General features: G+C 64.1%; 21 protein-coding genes. 10 read left to right on the forward strand and 11 right to left on the reverse strand.

Annotated elements, in window-relative coordinates; all coding sequences use genetic code 11:
* Nucleotides 1-16: 16 nt before the first annotated feature.
* From ACQ4WO_RS22115 to ACQ4WO_RS22135, 5 genes are all read left to right on the forward strand, one after another.
* Nucleotides 17-394, forward strand: a complete 378-nt coding sequence (locus ACQ4WO_RS22115; RefSeq protein ID WP_331778627.1) for a phage holin family protein — start codon at nt 17-19, stop codon at nt 392-394.
* A complete protein-coding gene (locus ACQ4WO_RS22120; RefSeq protein ID WP_436483265.1) occupies nt 391-738 on the forward strand; it encodes a hypothetical protein in 348 nt (115 codons plus the stop codon). Before ACQ4WO_RS22115 ends, ACQ4WO_RS22120 begins: the two co-directional genes overlap by 4 nt.
* 89 nt (nt 739-827) lie before the next feature.
* Nucleotides 828-1,385 carry a DUF3455 domain-containing protein gene (locus ACQ4WO_RS22125; protein WP_436483266.1) on the forward strand — a complete coding sequence of 186 codons (558 nt, stop codon included), beginning with the start codon at nt 828-830 and terminating at the stop codon, nt 1,383-1,385.
* Between the two features lie 80 nt (nt 1,386-1,465).
* Complete coding sequence (locus ACQ4WO_RS22130; protein WP_436483365.1) at nt 1,466-2,035, forward strand: sigma-70 family RNA polymerase sigma factor; 570 nt, start codon at nt 1,466-1,468, stop codon at nt 2,033-2,035.
* Nucleotides 2,032-2,748, forward strand: coding sequence for an anti-sigma factor (locus ACQ4WO_RS22135; RefSeq protein WP_436483267.1), 717 nt, complete (start codon nt 2,032-2,034; stop codon nt 2,746-2,748). Before ACQ4WO_RS22130 ends, ACQ4WO_RS22135 begins: the two co-directional genes overlap by 4 nt.
* 3 nt (nt 2,749-2,751) lie before the next feature.
* Here the strand turns inward: ACQ4WO_RS22135 and proC are convergent, their stop codons facing one another.
* The gene (gene proC, locus ACQ4WO_RS22140; protein WP_436483268.1) at nt 2,752-3,582 is read right to left on the reverse strand and encodes a pyrroline-5-carboxylate reductase; all 831 of its coding nucleotides are present in this window, start codon (nt 3,580-3,582) and stop codon (nt 2,752-2,754) included.
* Between the two features lie 16 nt (nt 3,583-3,598).
* Nucleotides 3,599-4,300, reverse strand: a complete 702-nt coding sequence (locus ACQ4WO_RS22145; RefSeq protein WP_436483269.1) for a YggS family pyridoxal phosphate-dependent enzyme — start codon at nt 4,298-4,300, stop codon at nt 3,599-3,601.
* A 70-nt stretch (nt 4,301-4,370) separates the two neighbouring features.
* Between ACQ4WO_RS22145 and ACQ4WO_RS22150 the strand changes: the two genes are divergently transcribed.
* The 4 genes from ACQ4WO_RS22150 (at nt 4,371) to ACQ4WO_RS22165 (ending at nt 9,337) form a co-directional block, all read left to right on the forward strand.
* Nucleotides 4,371-5,414, forward strand: a complete 1,044-nt coding sequence (locus ACQ4WO_RS22150) for a type IV pilus twitching motility protein PilT (protein ID WP_034749074.1) — start codon at nt 4,371-4,373, stop codon at nt 5,412-5,414.
* 3 nt (nt 5,415-5,417) lie between these two features.
* A complete protein-coding gene (locus ACQ4WO_RS22155) occupies nt 5,418-6,557 on the forward strand; it encodes a PilT/PilU family type 4a pilus ATPase (protein WP_436483270.1) in 1,140 nt (379 codons plus the stop codon).
* A 1-nt stretch (nt 6,558) separates the two neighbouring features.
* Nucleotides 6,559-7,044: a glutathione peroxidase gene (locus ACQ4WO_RS22160; RefSeq protein WP_436483271.1), complete on the forward strand. Its 486-nt coding sequence runs from the start codon at nt 6,559-6,561 to the stop codon at nt 7,042-7,044.
* Between the two features lie 184 nt (nt 7,045-7,228).
* Nucleotides 7,229-9,337, forward strand: a complete 2,109-nt coding sequence (locus ACQ4WO_RS22165; RefSeq protein WP_436483272.1) for a putative bifunctional diguanylate cyclase/phosphodiesterase — start codon at nt 7,229-7,231, stop codon at nt 9,335-9,337.
* On the opposite strand, the gene glcF is transcribed toward ACQ4WO_RS22165, so the two are convergent.
* The 3 genes from glcF to ACQ4WO_RS22180 are packed head-to-tail and all read right to left on the reverse strand — an operon-like array spanning nt 9,330 to nt 13,152.
* Nucleotides 9,330-10,568 carry a glycolate oxidase subunit GlcF gene (gene glcF, locus ACQ4WO_RS22170; protein WP_436483273.1) on the reverse strand — a complete coding sequence of 413 codons (1,239 nt, stop codon included), beginning with the start codon at nt 10,566-10,568 and terminating at the stop codon, nt 9,330-9,332. The two genes, ACQ4WO_RS22165 and glcF, sit on opposite strands and share 8 nt — an antisense overlap.
* A gap of 6 nt (nt 10,569-10,574) precedes the next feature.
* Nucleotides 10,575-11,645 (reverse strand): glycolate oxidase subunit GlcE, encoded by a 1,071-nt coding sequence (gene glcE, locus ACQ4WO_RS22175; protein ID WP_436483274.1) that lies wholly within the window; start codon nt 11,643-11,645, stop codon nt 10,575-10,577.
* Nucleotides 11,646-11,661: 16 nt separating this feature from the next.
* Nucleotides 11,662-13,152 carry an FAD-linked oxidase C-terminal domain-containing protein gene (locus ACQ4WO_RS22180; protein ID WP_436483275.1) on the reverse strand — a complete coding sequence of 497 codons (1,491 nt, stop codon included), beginning with the start codon at nt 13,150-13,152 and terminating at the stop codon, nt 11,662-11,664.
* A 150-nt stretch (nt 13,153-13,302) separates the two neighbouring features.
* On the opposite strand from ACQ4WO_RS22180, the gene ACQ4WO_RS22185 reads away from it, so the two are divergent.
* Nucleotides 13,303-13,857: a cob(I)yrinic acid a,c-diamide adenosyltransferase gene (locus ACQ4WO_RS22185; protein WP_070222612.1), complete on the forward strand. Its 555-nt coding sequence runs from the start codon at nt 13,303-13,305 to the stop codon at nt 13,855-13,857.
* A 65-nt stretch (nt 13,858-13,922) separates the two neighbouring features.
* Here ACQ4WO_RS22185 and ACQ4WO_RS22190 read toward each other — a convergent pair whose 3' ends face one another.
* The 6 genes from ACQ4WO_RS22190 to ACQ4WO_RS22215 all read right to left on the reverse strand — a co-directional run bounded on the left by ACQ4WO_RS22190 (nt 13,923) and on the right by ACQ4WO_RS22215 (nt 17,685).
* A complete protein-coding gene (locus ACQ4WO_RS22190) occupies nt 13,923-14,111 on the reverse strand; it encodes a hypothetical protein (protein ID WP_230518303.1) in 189 nt (62 codons plus the stop codon).
* A gap of 93 nt (nt 14,112-14,204) precedes the next feature.
* Nucleotides 14,205-14,405 (reverse strand): hypothetical protein, encoded by a 201-nt coding sequence (locus ACQ4WO_RS22195; RefSeq protein ID WP_034749098.1) that lies wholly within the window; start codon nt 14,403-14,405, stop codon nt 14,205-14,207.
* A gap of 86 nt (nt 14,406-14,491) precedes the next feature.
* Nucleotides 14,492-14,671 (reverse strand): hypothetical protein, encoded by a 180-nt coding sequence (locus ACQ4WO_RS22200; RefSeq protein WP_436483276.1) that lies wholly within the window; start codon nt 14,669-14,671, stop codon nt 14,492-14,494.
* Between the two features lie 31 nt (nt 14,672-14,702).
* The gene (locus ACQ4WO_RS22205; protein WP_034749103.1) at nt 14,703-15,083 is read right to left on the reverse strand and encodes a glutaredoxin family protein; all 381 of its coding nucleotides are present in this window, start codon (nt 15,081-15,083) and stop codon (nt 14,703-14,705) included.
* A gap of 63 nt (nt 15,084-15,146) precedes the next feature.
* A complete protein-coding gene (locus ACQ4WO_RS22210) occupies nt 15,147-15,344 on the reverse strand; it encodes a hypothetical protein (protein ID WP_436483277.1) in 198 nt (65 codons plus the stop codon).
* Nucleotides 15,345-15,618: 274 nt separating this feature from the next.
* The gene (locus tag ACQ4WO_RS22215) at nt 15,619-17,685 is read right to left on the reverse strand and encodes an FUSC family protein (protein WP_436483366.1); all 2,067 of its coding nucleotides are present in this window, start codon (nt 17,683-17,685) and stop codon (nt 15,619-15,621) included.
* Nucleotides 17,686-17,721 lie beyond the last annotated feature (36 nt).

Raw genomic sequence — 17,721 nt, forward strand, 5'->3', positions numbered from 1 at the left:
GCAGCATATGGCTATCATGCACCATGTCGCCCAAGTCGCAGCGACCCTCGCCGCCATCGTCCAGACCCGTCTGGCCCTGGCGGCAGTGGAAATGGAAGAAGAGTCGCTGCGCTTCCTGTCCTATCTGGCCCTGGCCATGCTGGCACTGCTGTGCTTGTTCGTCGGCCTGGTATTGATCGTGTTCCTCGTCATCGTGCTGTTCTGGGACACGCACCGCATCGCCGCCATCGCCATCACGGCCGCTGTCTTCATCGTCGCCGCCATCACCACCCTGCTGGGCGTGCGCGCCAGTTTCCGCAGCAAGCCGAAACTGCTGTCGTTCACACTTTCCGAACTGAACAAAGACCTGGACGAGCTGCAACTGCTGGCACGCCGGGGATCGGAGCGGCCATGACCACGCATCCCACCAAGTTGTCGCACGTCCACACGGCCGCCAGCCTGGCACAGCGGCGCGATGCGCTGCTGGCCGAATGCGCGCTGCAGCGCCTGGCCCTGAGCGTGCAAACGCGGCAATTGCTGGAACCGCTGACCGGCGGCAATCTGCGCCACATCCTGGCCACGCGCTTCAAAATTCCCCTGATGATAGGGGGCGCCGTGCTGGGCCTGCTGCTCGTGCGGCCGCGCCGTTTCCTGCCGCTGATGCGGGCCAGCGGCGCGCTGCTCAAGCACGCCACGGCCGCCATGCCCGTCGTGCTGGCGCTGGCGCAGCGTTTCAGCAAGAAAGAAACGCCGGAATAAAATATTTTTTCCTGGCTGCATCCAAATGGCAAACCCCTGCGTAGTAATGGTATCAACCAGCCGGTTGAGCCAACTACCAGGAGTTTGCCATGCTTGCCACCATCGCCCCACGCCATACTGCCCCTTCCCTCACCGTGCTGTGCGCCGCCCTGCTGATGGCCGCCTGCGCCCCCATGAGCGCGCGCTATTCGCAGGAACAATTGCCGAACGCCGTGAAAGTGCCCGATGGCCACCAGGTTGCCATGCAGACGGTGGGCGTGGGCAAGATCGCCTACGAATGCAAGGCCAAGAAAGACATGACGGGCCATGAATGGGTCTTCGTGGGCCCGGACGCGGCCTTGAACGACCGCAGCGGCATAAAAGTGGGCACGTATGTCGGTCCTCCTGCGACCTGGGCCAACCTGGATGGCTCAAAAGTGACGGCGACGCAAGTGGCCGTGGCGCCGGCCGGCGCGGGCAACATCCCGTATCAACTGGTAAAAGCCAACCCGGCCACGGGCAACGGCGCCATGCAGGGCGTCAGCTACATCCAGCGCGTGGCCACCAGCGGCGGCGTGGCGCCAAGCAGCCCCTGCGGCATGGAGTCCATCGGCGCCAAGCAATGGGTGCCCTACCAGGCCGACTATATCTTCTGGAAAGCCGCCTAAAAAGGTCGCATTGACGGTTGGCAAGCTGGTTTCTGGCCTATACTCGGCATTGAAAACTTGCTAACCGTTAAACCTTGACGATTGCCCCAACCTTGCCAGCCCACGCCGCCCCTTACGATTACGATGCCGCCCTGCGCGCCTGCGCCAGGGGCGAGCAGCAGGCATTGCACGGCCTGTACCAGCAGGAAAGCCGCTATCTTCTGGGCGTGGCCCTGCGTATCGTGCGCCAGCGGGCCTTGGCCGAAGACGTGCTGCACGACGCCTTCCTGAATATCTGGCGCCGCGCCGGCAGTTTCGACGCCACGCGCGGCAGCGGCAAGGGCTGGATCTATGTGGTGGTGCGGCACCAGGCACTGGACGTGGCGCGTGCCCGCGCCCATGAACTGTCAGCCGACGAGGATACCGTGGAAACCCTGCTGCACGAACGCCAAAGCCATGATACGGGCGAGGCCTATGCCGACCAGGCGGACTTGGGCAAGCTGCACGATTGCCTCGGCCACCTGAACGAGCCCAAACGCAATAGCATCCTGTACGCCTACGTCGATGGATGTTCCCATAGCGAAATCGCGCAACGCCTGCAAGCGCCGCTGGGAACCGTCAAAGCCTGGGTCAAGCGGGGCCTGGCCGCCTTGCGGGAGTGCATGGGATGATCAACAGCGACGAAGAACTGCACAGGCTGGCCAGCGAATACGTGCTGGGCACCCTGGAATTGGCCGAACGGGCGGCAGTGGAACAGCGTTTGCCGCGCGACGCCGCCCTGCGCGACGCCGTGGATGCCTGGGAACAGCGTCTGCTGCCGTTGACGACCCTGGCGCCGCCCGAAACGCCTTCGACCCAGCTGTGGCCGCGCATCAGCGCCAGCCTGTTCACGCCGAAAGCCGTGCGGCAAGCGGGCGGCTGGCAAGCGTGGTGGAACAGCCTGGCCTTCTGGAGACTGCTGGCCGGCGGCGGCCTGGCGGCCACGGCCGCGCTGGCCGTGCTGGTCACTACGCAATTGCAAGCGCCCAGCGGACCCGGCTATCTGGTGGTGCTGGTGGCGCCGCAGGATAAATCGCCGGGCTGGATCGTGCAGGCGGGCGGACGCGGCGGCAAGAACCGCGACCTGAGCCTGATCCCGCTGGGCCCGACTGCCGTACCGCAGCAAAAAGCCCTGCAATTCTGGACCAAGGGCAAGGACTGGGGCGCGCCCGTCTCGCTGGGCCTGGTCAAGCCGGGGCAAAGCCTCAAGTTGAGCCTGGATAAGCTGCCGCCGCTGCAGCCCGATCAACTGTTTGAAATCACGCTGGAGCCGGAAACGGGTTCGCCGACAGGCAGGCCGACAGGGCCGATTTTATACATAGGCCGCGCCGTCAAGGTGATGTAGCGTTTATTTGCCCAGCTCGTCCCCCATCTCGCGTCCGCGCTGCGCGGCCGCCTTGATGCCCTTGACGATGGCCGCCTTCACGCCGCTCTCTTCCATGCTGGTCAGGGCCGCGTAGGTCGTGCCGCCCTTCGACGTGACGCGCTCGCGCAGCAAGGACACGGGTTCGCTGGAGTTCGCCGCCAGTTGCGCCGCGCCCGTAAACGTGGCAATCGCCAGCTGCGTGCCCTGCTCGGGCGTCAAGCCCAATTCGGCCGCCGCCTGCTGCATCGCTTCGATAAAGTAAAACACATAGGCGGGACCACTGCCGGACACGGCCGTGACGGGGTCGATCTTCGCTTCATCATCGAGCCAGACCGTCTGGCCGACGGCGCGCAGAATGGCATCCGCCGTCTTTTTCTGTTCTTCGCTGACGCCGCTGCTGGCCACCATGCCCGTGATGCCCATGCCGATCAGGGCCGGCGTGTTCGGCATGCAGCGCACGATGGCAGGATAATCGCCGAGCCAGCGCGACAGGTCTTGCGCGCGGATGCCGGCCGCGATCGACAGGATCAATGGCGTACGCTCCCCGTCGAGGAAGGGCAGCAATTGCGCCGCTACTTCACACATGCTTTGCGGTTTCACGGCCAGCACGATCACGTCCACGCCGCGCAGCGCCTCACCGGCGGCGGTGGCTGTCGTGACGCCGAATTGCGCCTGCAGTTTTTCCAGCGCGGGCGCGTGCGGATCGATCACGTGGATGTTGCCGCCCAGGGTCAATTTACCCGCCAGGCCGGCGATCAGGGCCGCGGCCATGTTGCCGCCGCCCACAAAGGCGATATTCAATTCTGTCGTCATGCTTGTTCTCTCTTCATCAGGAATAGTTGCGGGAACCGAAAATGGCACTGCCCACGCGCACGATGGTGGCACCCTCGAGCACGGCGGCGCGCAAGTCGGCCGACATGCCCATCGACAAGGTGTCGAGCGCCAGCCCTTCGACCTTCAATTGTTCGTACAGCACGCGCAGTTGCGCAAAGGCAGCGCGCTGAAGCTTGAGCTCCGTTTCCGGCTCGGGGATGGCCATCAGGCCGCGCAAGCGCAAACGGGGCAATTGCGCCACGGCATGCGCCAGCGCTGGCAGTTCGGCCGGTGTCACGCCGCTCTTGCTGGCCTCGCCGCTGATATTGACTTGCAGACAGATATTCAGGTCCGGCAAGCCGGCCGGGCGCTGCTCGGACAGGCGCGTGGCGATCTTTTCCCGTTCCACCGTATGCACCCAGTCGAAGTGCTCGGCGATGGGGCGCGTCTTGTTGCTCTGGATGGGACCGATGAAATGCCATGCCGGCGCGTGCTGCGGCGCGGCCGCCTTCACAAAGGCGATCTTGTCGAGCGCTTCCTGCAGATAGTTTTCGCCGAACGCCGTCTGGCCCGCGCGCATGGCGTCCAGCACGGCATCCGCGCCGAAAGTTTTCGAGACGGCCAGCAGGGTCACGTCGCCAGGGGCGCGCTGCGCGTCAGCGGCGGCCTGCGCAATACTCGCGCGCACGGCTTGCAAGTTCTGTTCGATTGTGGACATAATCATTTTCTAGTGTATAGGGGCGGCGGCACAGTGCGCCAGCCCATCAATGCAGGCACAGGGATTATAAATGGACATCTCCGAACTACTCGCTTTCTCCGTCAGCAACAAGGCTTCCGACTTGCACCTGTCTTCCGGCCTGCCGCCGATGATACGGGTCAACGGCGATGTGCGCCGCCTGAACGTTCCCCCGCTCGAGCACAAGGAAGTGCACAGCATGATCTACGACATCATGAACGACAGCCAGCGCAAGGCGTATGAAGAAGCGCTGGAATGCGATTTCTCGTTCGAGATTCCCGGCCTGGCCCGCTTCCGCGTCAACGCCTACAACCAGGAAAGGGGCGCCTCGGCCGTGCTGCGCACGATTCCGTCAAAAGTGCTGACCCTGGAAGACCTGAACGCACCGCGCATCTTCGGCGAGCTGGCCATGCGCCCACGGGGCCTCGTGCTGGTGACGGGGCCGACCGGTTCCGGCAAGTCGACCACCCTGGCGGCCATGGTGAACCACGTCAACGAGCGCCTGAACCACCATATATTGACCATCGAAGACCCGATCGAATTCGTGCATGAACCGAAGAAATGCCTGATCAACCAGCGCGAAGTGGGTTCGCACACGCATTCGTTCAGCAATGCGCTGCGCTCGGCCCTGCGCGAAGACCCGGACGTGATTTTAGTGGGCGAATTGCGCGACCTGGAAACCATCCGCCTGGCGCTGACGGCGGCCGAAACGGGGCACCTCGTGTTCGGCACCCTGCACACCTCGTCGGCGGCGAAATCGATCGACCGCATCATCGACGTCTTCCCCGCCGAGGAAAAGGAAATGGTGCGCGCCATGCTGTCCGAATCCTTGCAAGCCGTCATTTCGCAGAACCTGCTGAAAACCAGGGATGGCGCGGGCCGCGTGGCCGCGCATGAAATCATGCTGGCCACGCCGGCCGTGCGCAACCTGATCCGCGAAGCGAAAGTGGCGCAAATGTATTCGGCCATCCAGACAGGCAGCAACGTGGGCATGCAGACCCTGGACCAGTGCCTGTCCGACCTGGTGCGGCGCGGCACGATCTCGGCCGAGACGGCCCGCTCGGCCGCCAAGGCCCCTGAAAACTTCCCCGGATAAGCCATGCAGACAACGCACGAACACTATGGCGCCGTGCACGCGCTGCTGGCGCAGATGCGCGCACGGGGCGGCTCGGACCTGTTCATCACGGCCGGCTTTCCTGCCGCCATCAAGCTCGATGGCAAGCTGACGCCGCTGGCGGGCGGCGCACTCGACGCGCAGCAGGCGGCCGGCTACGTGCGCGCCGTCATGAACGAACGCCAGGCGGCCGAGTTCGCGTCCAGCCGCGAAGCCAATTTCGCCATCAGCCCGGACGGACTCGGGCGCTTCCGCGTGTCCGCCTTCGTGCAGATGGGCCAGGCAGGCATGGTCTTGCGCTTGATCAATACCGCCATCCCCACGCTCGATGGACTGGGTTTGCCCGCCATCCTGCAAGATATCGTCCTGAGCAAGCGGGGCCTCGTCATCATGGTGGGCGCCACGGGCTGCGGCAAGTCGACCACCCTGGCCGCCATGGTGGGACACCGTAACGCGCACAGCCACGGCCACATCATCACCATTGAAGACCCCGTGGAATTCATCCATCCGCACGGCAACTGCATCGTCACCCAGCGCGAAGTGGGCGTCGATACGGACGACTGGGCCACGGCCCTGAAAAACACCCTGCGCCAGGCGCCCGACGTGATCCAGATCGGCGAGATACGCGACCGCGACACTATGGACCACGCCATCGCGTTTGCCGAGACGGGCCATCTGTGCCTGGCGACCTTGCACGCGAATAACGCCAACCAGGCGCTGGACCGTATCATCAATTTCTTCCCCGAAGAGCGGCGCCAACAGTTGCTGATGGACCTGTCGCTGAATTTGAAGGGCATGATTTCGCAGCGCCTGATTCCCAACAAGGACGGCGGCGGGCGCAAGGCGGCGCTGGAAATCCTGCTCAACTCGCCGCTGATGAGCGACCTGATCTTCAAGGGCCAAGTGCACGAAATCAAGGAATTGATGAAAAAATCGCGCGAACACGGCATGCAAACCTTCGACCAGGCCCTGTTCGACCTGCACGAAGCGGGCGCCATCAGCTATGAAGACGCGCTGCGCAATGCGGACTCCGTCAACGACCTGCGCCTGACGATCAAACTCAAGGGCGCAATGGCGCCGGAACCCGCCCCGCAAACGGGCGCCACCAAACTGGGACTCCTCTGACATGACCAGCATCCACGATTTTCAGGCCGAGGCGCTGGACGGCACGCCGGTCGACCTGGCGCAATACAAAGGCAAGGTGCTGCTGATCGTCAACACGGCAAGCGCCTGCGGTTTCACGCCGCAATACCAGGGGCTCGAAGCGCTGTACCGCGAATTCCACGCGCAGGGGCTGGTCGTGCTCGGTTTTCCCTGCAATCAATTCCGCCAGCAGGAGCCGGGATCGAATGCGGAAATCGGCGCCTTTTGCGAGAAAAACTTCGGCGTCACCTTTCCCCTGTTTGCCAAGGTCGACGTGAATGGCCCGCATACGCATCCCGTATTTGCGCAATTAAAACAGGCGGCACCCGGCATATTGGGCACGCAATCGATCAAATGGAATTTCACCAAGTTTTTGGTGCGCAAGGATGGCAACGTATTTCGCCGTTACGCGACGGCCAGCAAACCGGCCAGCCTGGCGGACGACATTCGGCAATTACTACAGGAATAGCAATTTGACGGTTTGATTAAAAACAATAATTGCTAAAATCAATCAATCCGCACTTATTTCATGCTTGATATCAATATTGTGTTTCCAATAGCAAATTTCGGTGATAATGTTTGCATAATTATTCGCAGATATCGATCAAAAAACGATGCCAGTCTTTGGGAAAATATTATCTTCATGGATGCGGATGGGAATTTATTCCCGCCTCTTTCTTCCTATTTTCTTCCTGATACTCGCCGTTTCCGCCGTTCGCTATCACGCCCTGCTCGGCACGGAAACGGCGCTGGCCAATGCGCGCTACCAGAACGATGCGCGGCAACTCGACCTGTTCCTCGCCAATAGCGTGCTGCCGCTGGCCGTGCACGCGGACAGCCACGCGATGCACGACAGCGTCCGGCAAGTGCTGCGCAGCGCCCTGCCGCTGAACCGCAGCCTCGTTTCCGCGCGCTGGGACACGGCTGGCGGGCATGTCGAAGTACTGGCCGACAGCAAGCTGGCCGGCACGCTGGCCACGGTGCCGGCATGGTTTGCGCGCCTGGCCGGCATCACGGCCATCCGCAGCCGCCTGACGGTGGCGCTGCCGGACGGCGGCGACGGCATCCTCGACCTGCACTACACGCCCGGCCTGCCACTGGCACAGGTGTGGCTCAGGGTGCGCGAGCAGGCCGTCCTCAGCAGCATCAATATCGTGCTCGTCTTCGTGCTGCTGGGCTTGATCCTGGCCACGCACCGCAAGCTGCTGGCGCGCTTCGTGCAAGCGACCGATCGCTTCCGCGACGGCAACTTCGCCGTGCGCCTGGCGGCTGGCGCCACGCCCGAGGCGCAAGCCGTGTCGCAGTCGTTCAATGGCATGGCCGGCGATATCGAAGAACTGCTGACCTCGCTGAAAACCAGCCAGCGCCAGCTGGGCGAGCAACTGAACGAAACCGTGCACATGCAGCAGGCGCTGCAAAAGCTGTCCTGGCAAAACTACAATGATGTGCTGACGGGTCTGCCCAACCGTGCCGCGCTGGCCGCCCGCTTCGAACAGGAACTGTTCCTCGCGCGCGAACGCCAGCGCCTGCTGGCCGTCTGCCTGTTCGACCTCGACCACTTCCAGGCCATCAACGATCGCTACGGCGCCGAGGCCGGCGATGAAATCCTCAAACAGGTGGCCGGCCGCCTGCACGGCTTTACGGGCCAGGTCCACTACGCGGCGCGCCTGGGCGGCGATGAGTTCGTCATGCTGCTGTGCGGCCAGGCCAGCATCGCCAGCATCGAACAGAACGTCACGCAGTTGATGGCGGAACTGGGCCGCCCCTACCAGTGCGACCAGCAGGCGCTGCACATGACGGCCAGCGCCGGCATCGCCGTCTACGCGGGCAAGGACCTGAATACGGAAAGCCTGCTGCGCCACGCCGACCACGCCGTCTACCAGGCGAAACTGACGGGGCGCAACCAGTACCACTTCTTCGACACCAATCTCGATGAAGAAGTGCGCACCCATCACAACCAGCGCACGGAAGTGCGCCACGCCCTGATCAATGGCGAACTGCGGCTGTACTACCAGCCCAAGGTGAACATGCGCGCCGGTACCGTGGTGGGCATGGAAGCGCTGCTGCGCTGGCAGCATCCGCGCCGCGGCATACTGGCGCCCGCGCAATTCCTGCCGCTGGTGGAACAGACGGATTTGATCATCGACATCGGCGAATGGGTGCTGCGCCAGGCCCTGTGGCAGATGCAGCGCTGGGTGGCTGGCGGCAAGCACTGGGTGGTCAGCGTGAATATCGCGGCGCGCCATTTCCAGCAACCGGACTTCGTCTCGCGCCTGGAAACCATCCTCGGCGAATTTCCCGGCGTGCGCGCCAGCATGCTGGAACTGGAAATCCTCGAATCGTCGGCCCTGCACGACATCGAAGACGTGCGCCGCATCATCCGCGCCTGCCAGGCGCTGGGCATCACGTTTGCCCTCGACGATTTCGGCACCGGCTACTCGTCGATGTCATACCTGAAACGCCTGCCGGCCAATATCGTCAAGATCGACCAGAGCTTCGTACGCAATATGCTCAACGACCGCGACGACCTGCACCTGGTGCGCGCCGTCATCGGCCTGGCCCGCTCCTTCAGCCTGACGGTGATCGCCGAAGGCGTGGAAAGCGTCGAACATGGCGCGCGTTTGATCCAGCTGGGCTGCGACCTGGCGCAAGGCTACGGCATCGCCCGCCCCATGCCGGCCGACGCCGTGCTGGAGTGGGCCGCCAACTTCGTGCCGGCGCCCCAATGGCGCATCGCGCAGTACAGCGAAGTGCCTATTTGACCGGAGACAAGGCCGAGTCGATCAGCTCGATCCAGTGCCGCACGGGCGTCTCAGTACCCGACTGCAGGTGGCTCAGGCAGCCGATATTGGCCGACACGATCATCTCCGGCTCGCACGCTTCCAGGTTCGCCACCTTGTTGTCGCGCAGCTGCTGCGACAGTGCCGGCTGCAGGATCGAATACGTGCCCGCCGAACCGCAGCACAAATGGCTGTCCGCGCACAGGCGCACGTCGACGCCGACGGCACGCAGCACCTGCTCCACCTTGCCGCGCACCTGCTGGCCATGCTGCAGGGTGCACGGCGGGTGATACGCCACCCGTTTTCCGATGCGCCCTTGCAGCAGCGCCGCCAGTTCCGCTTCAAACGCCGGCATGATCTCGGACAGATCGCGCGTCAGCGCCGCGATGCGCCGCGCCTTCTCCGCATACTGCGCATCGTGCGCCAGCAAATGGCCATATTCCTTGACCGTGGCGCCGCAGCCGGACGCCGTCATAACGATGGCTTCCGCACTGTCCACGCTGTCTACGTAAGGCCACCAGGCGTCGATATTGCGGCGCATGTCGTCCAGCGCCGCGTCCTGGTCATTCAGGTGATGGCGCAGGGCACCGCAGCAGCCCGCCTTCGGCGCGACGATCAGTTGCACGCCCAAGGCATCGAGCACGCGCGCCGTGGCCGCGTTGATGTTCGGCGACATGGCCGGCTGCACGCAGCCGTCGAGCAGCAGCATGGTGCGCGCGTGCTGGCGCGCGGGCCATGCACCGGCGCCGGCGCCCGGGCGCAATTTGTCCTGCAAGCTTTTTGAGAGCAGCGGCCGCAGCGCCTGTCCCGCCTTGTACACGGGCGTAAACAGCCAGCGGCGCGGCAAGGTTTCCTTCAGGGCGAAGCGCAGCGCGCGTTCGCGCAAGGGACGCTGCACGCGCTGTTCGACGACGTTGCGGCCGATGTCCACCAGGCGCCCGTACTGCACGCCGGACGGACAGGTCGACTCGCAGTTGCGGCAGGTCAGGCAGCGGTCCAGGTGCGTCTGCGTCTTGGCCGTGACGGGCGCGCCTTCGAGCACTTGCTTGATCAAATAGATGCGTCCGCGCGGGCCATCGAGTTCATCACCCAGCAACTGGTAAGTGGGACAGGTGGCCGTGCAAAAGCCGCAATGCACGCAGGCGCGCAAGATGGCTTCGGCTTCGTCGCCTGCCGGCGTATTCTTGATGAAATCGGCGAGATTGGTTTGCATGCGCGCTCAATACATTCTGTGCGGGTTGAAGATGCCGGCCGGATCGAAAGCCTGCCGCAGACGCTGGTGGATGGTGGCCACGGCCGGCGCCAGCGGATGGAATACGCCCACGGCCTTGTCGCCGCCGCGGAACAGCGTCGCATGGCCGCCGGCGGCCGCCACGGCCTGGCGAATCTGCGCGCTGCCGGCCGCATCGGCGTCGCCATCGAGCTTGAGCCAGCGCTGCGCGCCGCCCCACTCAATCAGCTGGCGCCCTTTCAGGATCATGGCGCTGGCGTGCGGCGGCAGCGACAAGCGCCACAGGCTGCCCGCGCCCGCAAAGAATGCGTGCGTTTGCTCGCGCACGGACAGCCAGAAGGCGGCCGCGTCATCGTGCGCCAGCACTTCGCCTTTCAATGATTGCAGGGCCGCCGACACGGCCGCCTCGGCGCCGGACAAGCGCACGCTCAAGACGCCATCATGCCAGCAGCTGGCCGATATCGGCAGCGGCTTGCCCGCCCATTCATTGAGCATGCGCAAGGCGGCGATTTCCGCGCACGCCACGCGAAACGTCGCTTCGCGCAGCGGCAAGGGCAGCACCTTCAGCGACACTTCCAGGATCAGGCCCAGGGTGCCCAGGGACCCCGCCAGCAGGCGCGAGACATCGTAGCCGGCCACGTTTTTCATCACCTGTCCGCCGAAGGCCAGGCGTTCGCCATGGCCATCCATCAGCACGGCGCCCAGCACAAAGTCACGTAGCGCCCCCGCGCTGGCCCGGCGCGGGCCGGACAAGGCGCTGGCGACGACGCCGCCCACCGTGGCGCCAGGGCCGAAGTGGGGCGGCTCGAACGCCAGCATCTGGTTGCGCGCGACCAGCGCCGCCTCGATCTCCGCCAGCGGCGTGCCGCAGCGGGCCGTGATCACCAGCTCCGTCGGTTCATAATCGATGATGCCCGCATAGGCGCGCGTGTCGAGCACCTCGCCTTCGAGCTGCTGGCCATACCAGTCTTTCGTGCCGCCGCCGCGCAGGCGCAAGGGCTTGCCCGCCGCGCTGGCCGCCAGGATCTGCTGCCTGAATTGTTCCGCTATCGCTTGCAAAAGGGTCTCCGGAAAATTAAAAACGGGGCAAGTTGGCGAACGGCAGGCGCCCCGCCGTCACATGCATCTTGCCGAATTCGGCGCAGCGGTTCAAGGTGGGAATCGCCTTGTCCGGGTTCAGCAAGGTGTGGGGATCGAAGGCGCGCTTGACGGCAAAGAAGGCATCGAGTTCGGCGCGCGTAAACTGCACGCACATGGAATTGATCTTTTCCATGCCCACGCCATGTTCACCCGTGATCGTGCCGCCCACGGCCACGCACAGGGCCAGGATGTCGGCGCCAAACGCTTCGGCGCGCTCGAATTCGCCGGGCATGTTGGCGTCGAACAGGATCAATGGATGCAGATTGCCGTCGCCCGCGTGGAACACGTTCGCGCAGCGCAAGCCATGCGTCGTTTCCATGGCGGCGATCCCCGTCAGCACTTCCGCCAGTTTTTTGCGCGGGATGGTGCCGTCCATGCAGTAATAATCGGGCGAGATGCGCCCGGCGGCGGGAAAGGCGTTCTTGCGGCCGGACCAGAACTTCATGCGCTCCGCTTCCGACTGCGAGACGGCAATCGCGCTGGCGCCCGCCCCTTCCAGCACGGCCGTCATGCGCGCGATTTCCTCTTCCACTTCTTCGTGCGTGCCGTCCGCCTCGCACAGCAAAATGGCGGCCGCGTCGATGTCGTAGCCGGCCTTGACGAACGGCTCGACCATGCGCGACGACGTCTGGTCCATCATTTCCAGCCCGGCCGGGATGATGCCGGCGGCGATCACATTGGCCACGGCATTGCCGCCCATGACGACGTCGCCGAACGACGCCATGATCACACGCGCCGTGGCCGGCTTCGGTATCAGTTTCACGGTCACTTCCGTGACGATGCCCAGCATGCCTTCGGAGCCGATGAAGACGGCCAGCAGGTCAAGGCCGGGAGAGTCCAGGCATTCGCCGCCCAGTTCCAGCACGTCGCCAGCGATGGTGACGACCCGCACGCGCAGCACGTTGTGCACGGTCAAGCCGTATTTGAGGCAATGCACGCCGCCCGAGTTTTCCGCCACGTTGCCGCCGATGCTGCAGGCGATCTGCGACGAGGGATCGGGCGCGTAATACAGCGCATGGGGCGCGGCCGCCTCGGAAATGGCCAGGTTGCGCACACCCGGCTGCACCACGGCCGTGCGCGCATACGCATCGACGCGCACGATGCGGTTCAGACGCGCCGTCGACAGTACCACGCCATCGGCGATCGGCAAGGCGCCGCCCGACAAGCCCGTGCCGGCGCCGCGCGGCACGATCGGCACGCCAAGTTCGCGGCAGACGCCGAGGATGGCGATGACCTGTTCTTCCGTGTCCGGCAAGGTCACCACCATCGGCAACTGGCGGTAGGCGGCAAGGCCGTCGCATTCGTACGGGCGCGTATCTTCCGCGTCGGACAGCACGCAGCGGGCCGGCAGCACGGCCAGCAGGGCCGCGACGACGGCTTGCTGGCGCGCGGCGGTCAATCCGGATTCAGGGGCAGCATTGAGCATAAGATGGAAGACAAATGGGCATGGGCGTGCAACGATTGTAAGCACAAAAGTGGCGCGCACCGCATTTTTTGTCCGATTTGCCCGCAAATCCGGCGCCGGGCGGCGCACAGTGTCGTATGCTGCCCCATTCTTCTTTACAGGATCAGCATCATGGGCAACCGACTTTCGAAAATCGCCACGCGCACGGGCGACAATGGCAGCACAGGCCTGGGCGACGGCAGCCGCACCAGCAAGGACAGCGCGCGCATCCACGCCATGGGCGACGTGGACGAACTCAATTCCAATATCGGCTTGCTGTTGTGCGAAGCCATGCCCGACGCCTTGCGCGACGAGCTGGTGGCCATCCAGCACGACCTGTTCGACCTGGGCGGAGAAATCTGCATCCCCGGCTACCAGCTGATCAAGGAAGAGCACGTGCTGCGCCTCGATGACCTGCTGGCGAAATACAATGCGGACTTGCCGGCGCTCTCCGAATTCATCCTGCCGGCCGGCTCGCGCGCCGCCTCGCTCGCGCACGTGTGCCGCACCGTGTGCCGCCGCGCCGAGCGCAGCATCGTCGCGCTGGCCAATGCGGAGCCCCTGCACGAACATCCGCGCCAGTACGTGAACCGCCTGTCGGACCTGCTGTTCGTGCTGTCGCGCGTGCTCAACCGCTTTGCCGGCGGCAGCGACGTGCTGTGGCGGCATGACCGCACGCGGGGATGAGATGAAAAAAAGGCGATGCCTGTCAAACAGCATCGCCGTGCTCTATCCGGCTGACAGGCTGTTACTTAGCCGCAGGCCTGAAGGCAGGTTTTATTGGCACGGACGCATGAAGGAACACTGAATTCCATGACACAGGCATCGAGTGCCATATAGCACTCGGATTGGCATTCCGAAATGTCGGCGGTACTGCTGGCCATGGCATACGAGGCGCTGACGCCCATTGCAAACAAAAAGAACCCGAGCTTTTTGAACATAAGTATTCCTTGGTGGGACTGCAGGACGGATGAAGTGATTCAGCCGGCCCGGCCACGATACGGGCAGGCCGGCAACCATCATGGACGGCACATTTACGGCAAGTATGGATCGCAGCGGTCGTAGCACATCTGATGAATCTTGGTGCAGGCACCAGGCGCGGTCGGATGGTCCGTCATGCACTGATCCAGCCTGTCATCGCATTGCGAATAGCATTCCGGCTCGCCGCCGCCGGCGATCGCATACGAGGCGCTGACGCCCATGGCAAACAAAAAGAAACCCAGTTTTTTGAACATAAGCACTCCTGTTGAATTGACAGACGATCACTGACATCCATGGCGCGCCGTCTCTTACGCGCCATCCACACTGCGTCAGCGCGTTCCTAGCGCACGCATTGATTCATACACTCCCTGTAATTCGTCAGGCAGGCTGGCTGGTCGAACTCCACGCAATCGAGCATGTTGCGTTCGCAGACAAAGGTGCAATCGGGACTGCCCGCGTGCACACTGAAGGACAGGGCCGTGCCGGCGGCAAACAGGAAAGCGGCAATCTTTTTGAACATGGTCAGCCTTTCAAGTTAACAAGTGGCAACGTCAGATTTTCTTCAGCGCCGCCTCCAGCGCGCCCGCATTGAAACCCTGGATCTTGCGGTTACCGATCAACACCACCGGCACGCCGCCGCCGCCCAGTGCTTCATGGGCTTTTCTTGCTTCCGGGGATTTCTCGATATCGAGATCGACGAATTCGATCTTGTTTTCCTTGAAGTAAGCGCGCGTCTTGGCGCAATAGCCGCACCAGTCCGTGCCGTACAGCACCACCTTCGTCTGGGCATTCGGGAAATACGCGGCGTAATTGCCCTCGGTGTAATTCGACTTGAGCAAGCCGGGCAACAAGGACAGGCCATAACCGCTGCCCAGGCCGGCGGCCAGGATCAAGCCATACATGGCGATGGTTTTAATTTTCTTTTGCATCATGAAGCCACCTTGTCATCGTTACCTCCAAACCGGGGTCAATTCTTCCCCGGCACACCCGGTTTCTTAATGCACGCCGCATTCGGCCTTGCATGCATTTAACAATGCCTTGCAGGTGTTGCTGGAGTGGCCAGAATCGAGGCAATCGGTAAAGGCGCCATAACACTCGCGCTGGCAGTCGCTCAAGCTGTTGCCGGCCGCCCCCACCGAATAGGATGCGCTGACACCAACGGCGAACAGGAAAAGTGCGATCTTTTTGAACATTTTCTACCTTTCGATTAACGTGGAAAAAGGAAGGCCACTTGCGATTGAATGCTTATTACTTTTTAGAATTTACATCCTGAGAAATCGAATATAGACTGCACTTATTTTAGAGTCAACGTTTCCTTTCGATAAATTTCCGGTTTAGAAAATATATCGGGGAAGCCTGTTAAATGTGGAATTTGGAGAGATTGGCAGGCGCCAAACGTCTATACAATATTGGCGCCGCAAGCAGGAAAAGGCCGGTTGCGGGCGCAACCGGCCGAGCGGCTACGCTTCAGTGCGAGGATGCCACCGCGCTATCGGCCGCCTGCACATGCTCGCGCAGCAAGCCGCGCAGCAGCTGCACCTGGGCCACCGCATCCGCTTGCAGGGCCGTCAAGCCCTCGGCCGCGCACGGGCCGGGCGCGCTGGCATCGGCTGCACCGCGCAGCAGCGCATCGATTTCCCCGCTGACGGCGGCAATCCACCGTTGCAATTCGGGCGGCGCCGGCTCGGCCTGGGGACTCAAACTGATGCGCGCAGTACTGCCCGCCACGCGGCGCAGCAGCGGCAAGGTGCGCAGGGCCGCCAGGCCCACGCCGCTGCTGCGGTCCAGGCGGCGCTCGATGCGCAAGCGCTGCAGCACTTGCTCCGCGTTATTGCTGGCCAGCCCCGCCTCACGGCGCAGGCGCGCAATCGCGCTGTCCCACCGCCCTCCCGCCGCCAGCACGGCCAGCAGATATTTCAGGTTGGCCGACACGGCTTTCGCCAGGCGCTGATCGAGGTCGTCCGCCTCGCGGTCCGGCCACAGGAAAAACGTGGCCAGCAGGGCCAGCACGCAACCGAGCACATTGTTGCCCAGGCGGCTCATCGCATACACCATCTCGCTGGCCGGCGCCGCATAGTCGGCCACCAGCACGAAGGCGGGCGTCATGAACAGCACGTGCAGGCTGTAGCTGACACGGCGCAAGGCCATCGTGGCGACGATCAGGGGAAACACCACCAGCGAGATGCCCAGCGGCGTGTAAATGACCAGGCCGATCAGCACGGCCAGCACGGCGCCCAGCACGCTGCCAGCGACCCGCTCGATGCCGCGCGGCCAGGTGGTCGACACGGACGGCTGCAAGATCAATAAGGTCGCCATCGTGGCCCAGTAGCCGAACGGAATCTGCAAAGCTTCGACCAGCAGGAAGCCGGCCGTCGTCGCCAGCGATACGCGCGCCGCGTGGCGCCAGCTCAGCGAATGCGGCGTGGCGTTGACTTTCGCCGTTTGCCACGCCTGCCCCAGCGCCAGGAAGGCCGCCTCGCGCCACGGCAGCTGTGTCGCGCGCGGCAAGCCCAGCTCCATGAAGTCCACGTTCAGGCGCAGCGGAAGCAAGGCGCCCAGCGCCGCTTCCAGGCGCCGTCCGCAGCCCGCCAGGCGGCGCTGCAATGCCAGGGGCGGCGTTTCCGGCTGGCGCTGCACGGCTTGCCCCAGGCGGCGCAGCAGCACCGCCATCACTTCCAGGCTGCGCCGCGCGCGCGGGTCCTGGCGCAGGTGCTGCTGCTCGCGCTCGCACGTATGCGTGACGGCGATCAGATAAGCGAAGATGCGCTCGGCGTCGCTGAGCGCCAGCAGCAGGTTGTCGTACAGGGCGCTGCGTCCCGCGCGCGCGGGCGGCACGGCGGCCAGCGCCACGCGCGCCGCTTCCAGCGCGGCGCGCGCCTGCGAGCGGTAGCTGGCGCCATGCGCGGCCGCGTCCGGCAATGCCGGGCCTTGCTCCAGGAAACGCGCATTGTCGCGCGCGATGCCGGCCAGGCGCGAATACGCGGCACGGATGGCGCGCCTGGCCGGGCTGAACGGGTGGATGCGCCAGACCGTAAAACTGAGCACGGTGGCAAACAGGCAGCCGAACATGTACAGGCCCAGGAAAGGCGCCGTCTGCGTCATCGATTCAAGCGGATGCGTGACCATCACCACGCAAGCCGTGGCCGCCAGGATGGCCACTTGCGCCGTGGCCGCGCCCCAGATGCGCGCCAGCGCGCCGGCCCAGGAAAACAGCAGCACGGCGATGGCCGCCGCCACCACGCCATGGCCGGCCGCCAGCGCCGTCAGGCCGCCAGCGACCGTCGACAGCAAGCCGAAGCCCACCATCGAGACGAAGCGCATGCGCCGCGTGCCGGCCGCGTCGGCCAGGCAAGTCCAGAAGGCGCCGATGGCGGCCCAGGAAAAATCGGGATGGTCGAACAGCAGGCCCAGCAGCAGCATGGCGCTCGAGGCGCACGCGGCCCGCAGGCCCTCGGACAGATTCGTTTCGTCGATGGCCAGGCTGACCATCCACAGGGGACGGCGCTGCGCCAGCTTGTCGGTATAGGCGTGCATGCCCGTCAGCCAGCGGCCGGCCAGTGCGCGCGAACG

Origin of the sequence: Janthinobacterium aestuarii (assembly GCF_051380835.1) — a bacterium.
Lineage (GTDB): Bacteria > Pseudomonadota > Gammaproteobacteria > Burkholderiales > Burkholderiaceae_D > Janthinobacterium > Janthinobacterium aestuarii.

Bases quoted from the DNA above. Each gene is read 5' to 3' on its own strand.
- ACQ4WO_RS22115 (WP_331778627.1), top strand. From the start codon at position 17: ATGCACCATGTCGCCCAAGTCGCAGCGACCCTCGCCGCCATCGTCCAG.
- ACQ4WO_RS22120 (WP_436483265.1), top strand. From the start codon at position 391: ATGACCACGCATCCCACCAAGTTGTCGCACGTCCACACGGCCGCCAGC.
- ACQ4WO_RS22125 (WP_436483266.1), top strand. From the start codon at position 828: ATGCTTGCCACCATCGCCCCACGCCATACTGCCCCTTCCCTCACCGTG.
- ACQ4WO_RS22135 (WP_436483267.1), top strand. From the start codon at position 2,032: ATGATCAACAGCGACGAAGAACTGCACAGGCTGGCCAGCGAATACGTG.
- proC (WP_436483268.1), bottom strand. From the start codon at position 3,582: ATGACGACAGAATTGAATATCGCCTTTGTGGGCGGCGGCAACATGGCC.
- ACQ4WO_RS22145 (WP_436483269.1), bottom strand. From the start codon at position 4,300: ATGTCCACAATCGAACAGAACTTGCAAGCCGTGCGCGCGAGTATTGCG.
- ACQ4WO_RS22150 (WP_034749074.1), top strand. From the start codon at position 4,371: ATGGACATCTCCGAACTACTCGCTTTCTCCGTCAGCAACAAGGCTTCC.
- ACQ4WO_RS22155 (WP_436483270.1), top strand. From the start codon at position 5,418: ATGCAGACAACGCACGAACACTATGGCGCCGTGCACGCGCTGCTGGCG.
- ACQ4WO_RS22160 (WP_436483271.1), top strand. From the start codon at position 6,559: ATGACCAGCATCCACGATTTTCAGGCCGAGGCGCTGGACGGCACGCCG.
- ACQ4WO_RS22165 (WP_436483272.1), top strand. From the start codon at position 7,229: ATGGGAATTTATTCCCGCCTCTTTCTTCCTATTTTCTTCCTGATACTC.
- glcF (WP_436483273.1), bottom strand. From the start codon at position 10,568: ATGCAAACCAATCTCGCCGATTTCATCAAGAATACGCCGGCAGGCGAC.
- ACQ4WO_RS22180 (WP_436483275.1), bottom strand. From the start codon at position 13,152: ATGCTCAATGCTGCCCCTGAATCCGGATTGACCGCCGCGCGCCAGCAA.
- ACQ4WO_RS22185 (WP_070222612.1), top strand. From the start codon at position 13,303: ATGGGCAACCGACTTTCGAAAATCGCCACGCGCACGGGCGACAATGGC.
- ACQ4WO_RS22190 (WP_230518303.1), bottom strand. From the start codon at position 14,111: ATGTTCAAAAAGCTCGGGTTCTTTTTGTTTGCAATGGGCGTCAGCGCC.
- ACQ4WO_RS22195 (WP_034749098.1), bottom strand. From the start codon at position 14,405: ATGTTCAAAAAACTGGGTTTCTTTTTGTTTGCCATGGGCGTCAGCGCC.
- ACQ4WO_RS22200 (WP_436483276.1), bottom strand. From the start codon at position 14,671: ATGTTCAAAAAGATTGCCGCTTTCCTGTTTGCCGCCGGCACGGCCCTG.
- ACQ4WO_RS22205 (WP_034749103.1), bottom strand. From the start codon at position 15,083: ATGATGCAAAAGAAAATTAAAACCATCGCCATGTATGGCTTGATCCTG.
- ACQ4WO_RS22210 (WP_436483277.1), bottom strand. From the start codon at position 15,344: ATGTTCAAAAAGATCGCACTTTTCCTGTTCGCCGTTGGTGTCAGCGCA.
- ACQ4WO_RS22215 (WP_436483366.1), bottom strand. From the start codon at position 17,685: ATGCACGCCTATACCGACAAGCTGGCGCAGCGCCGTCCCCTGTGGATG.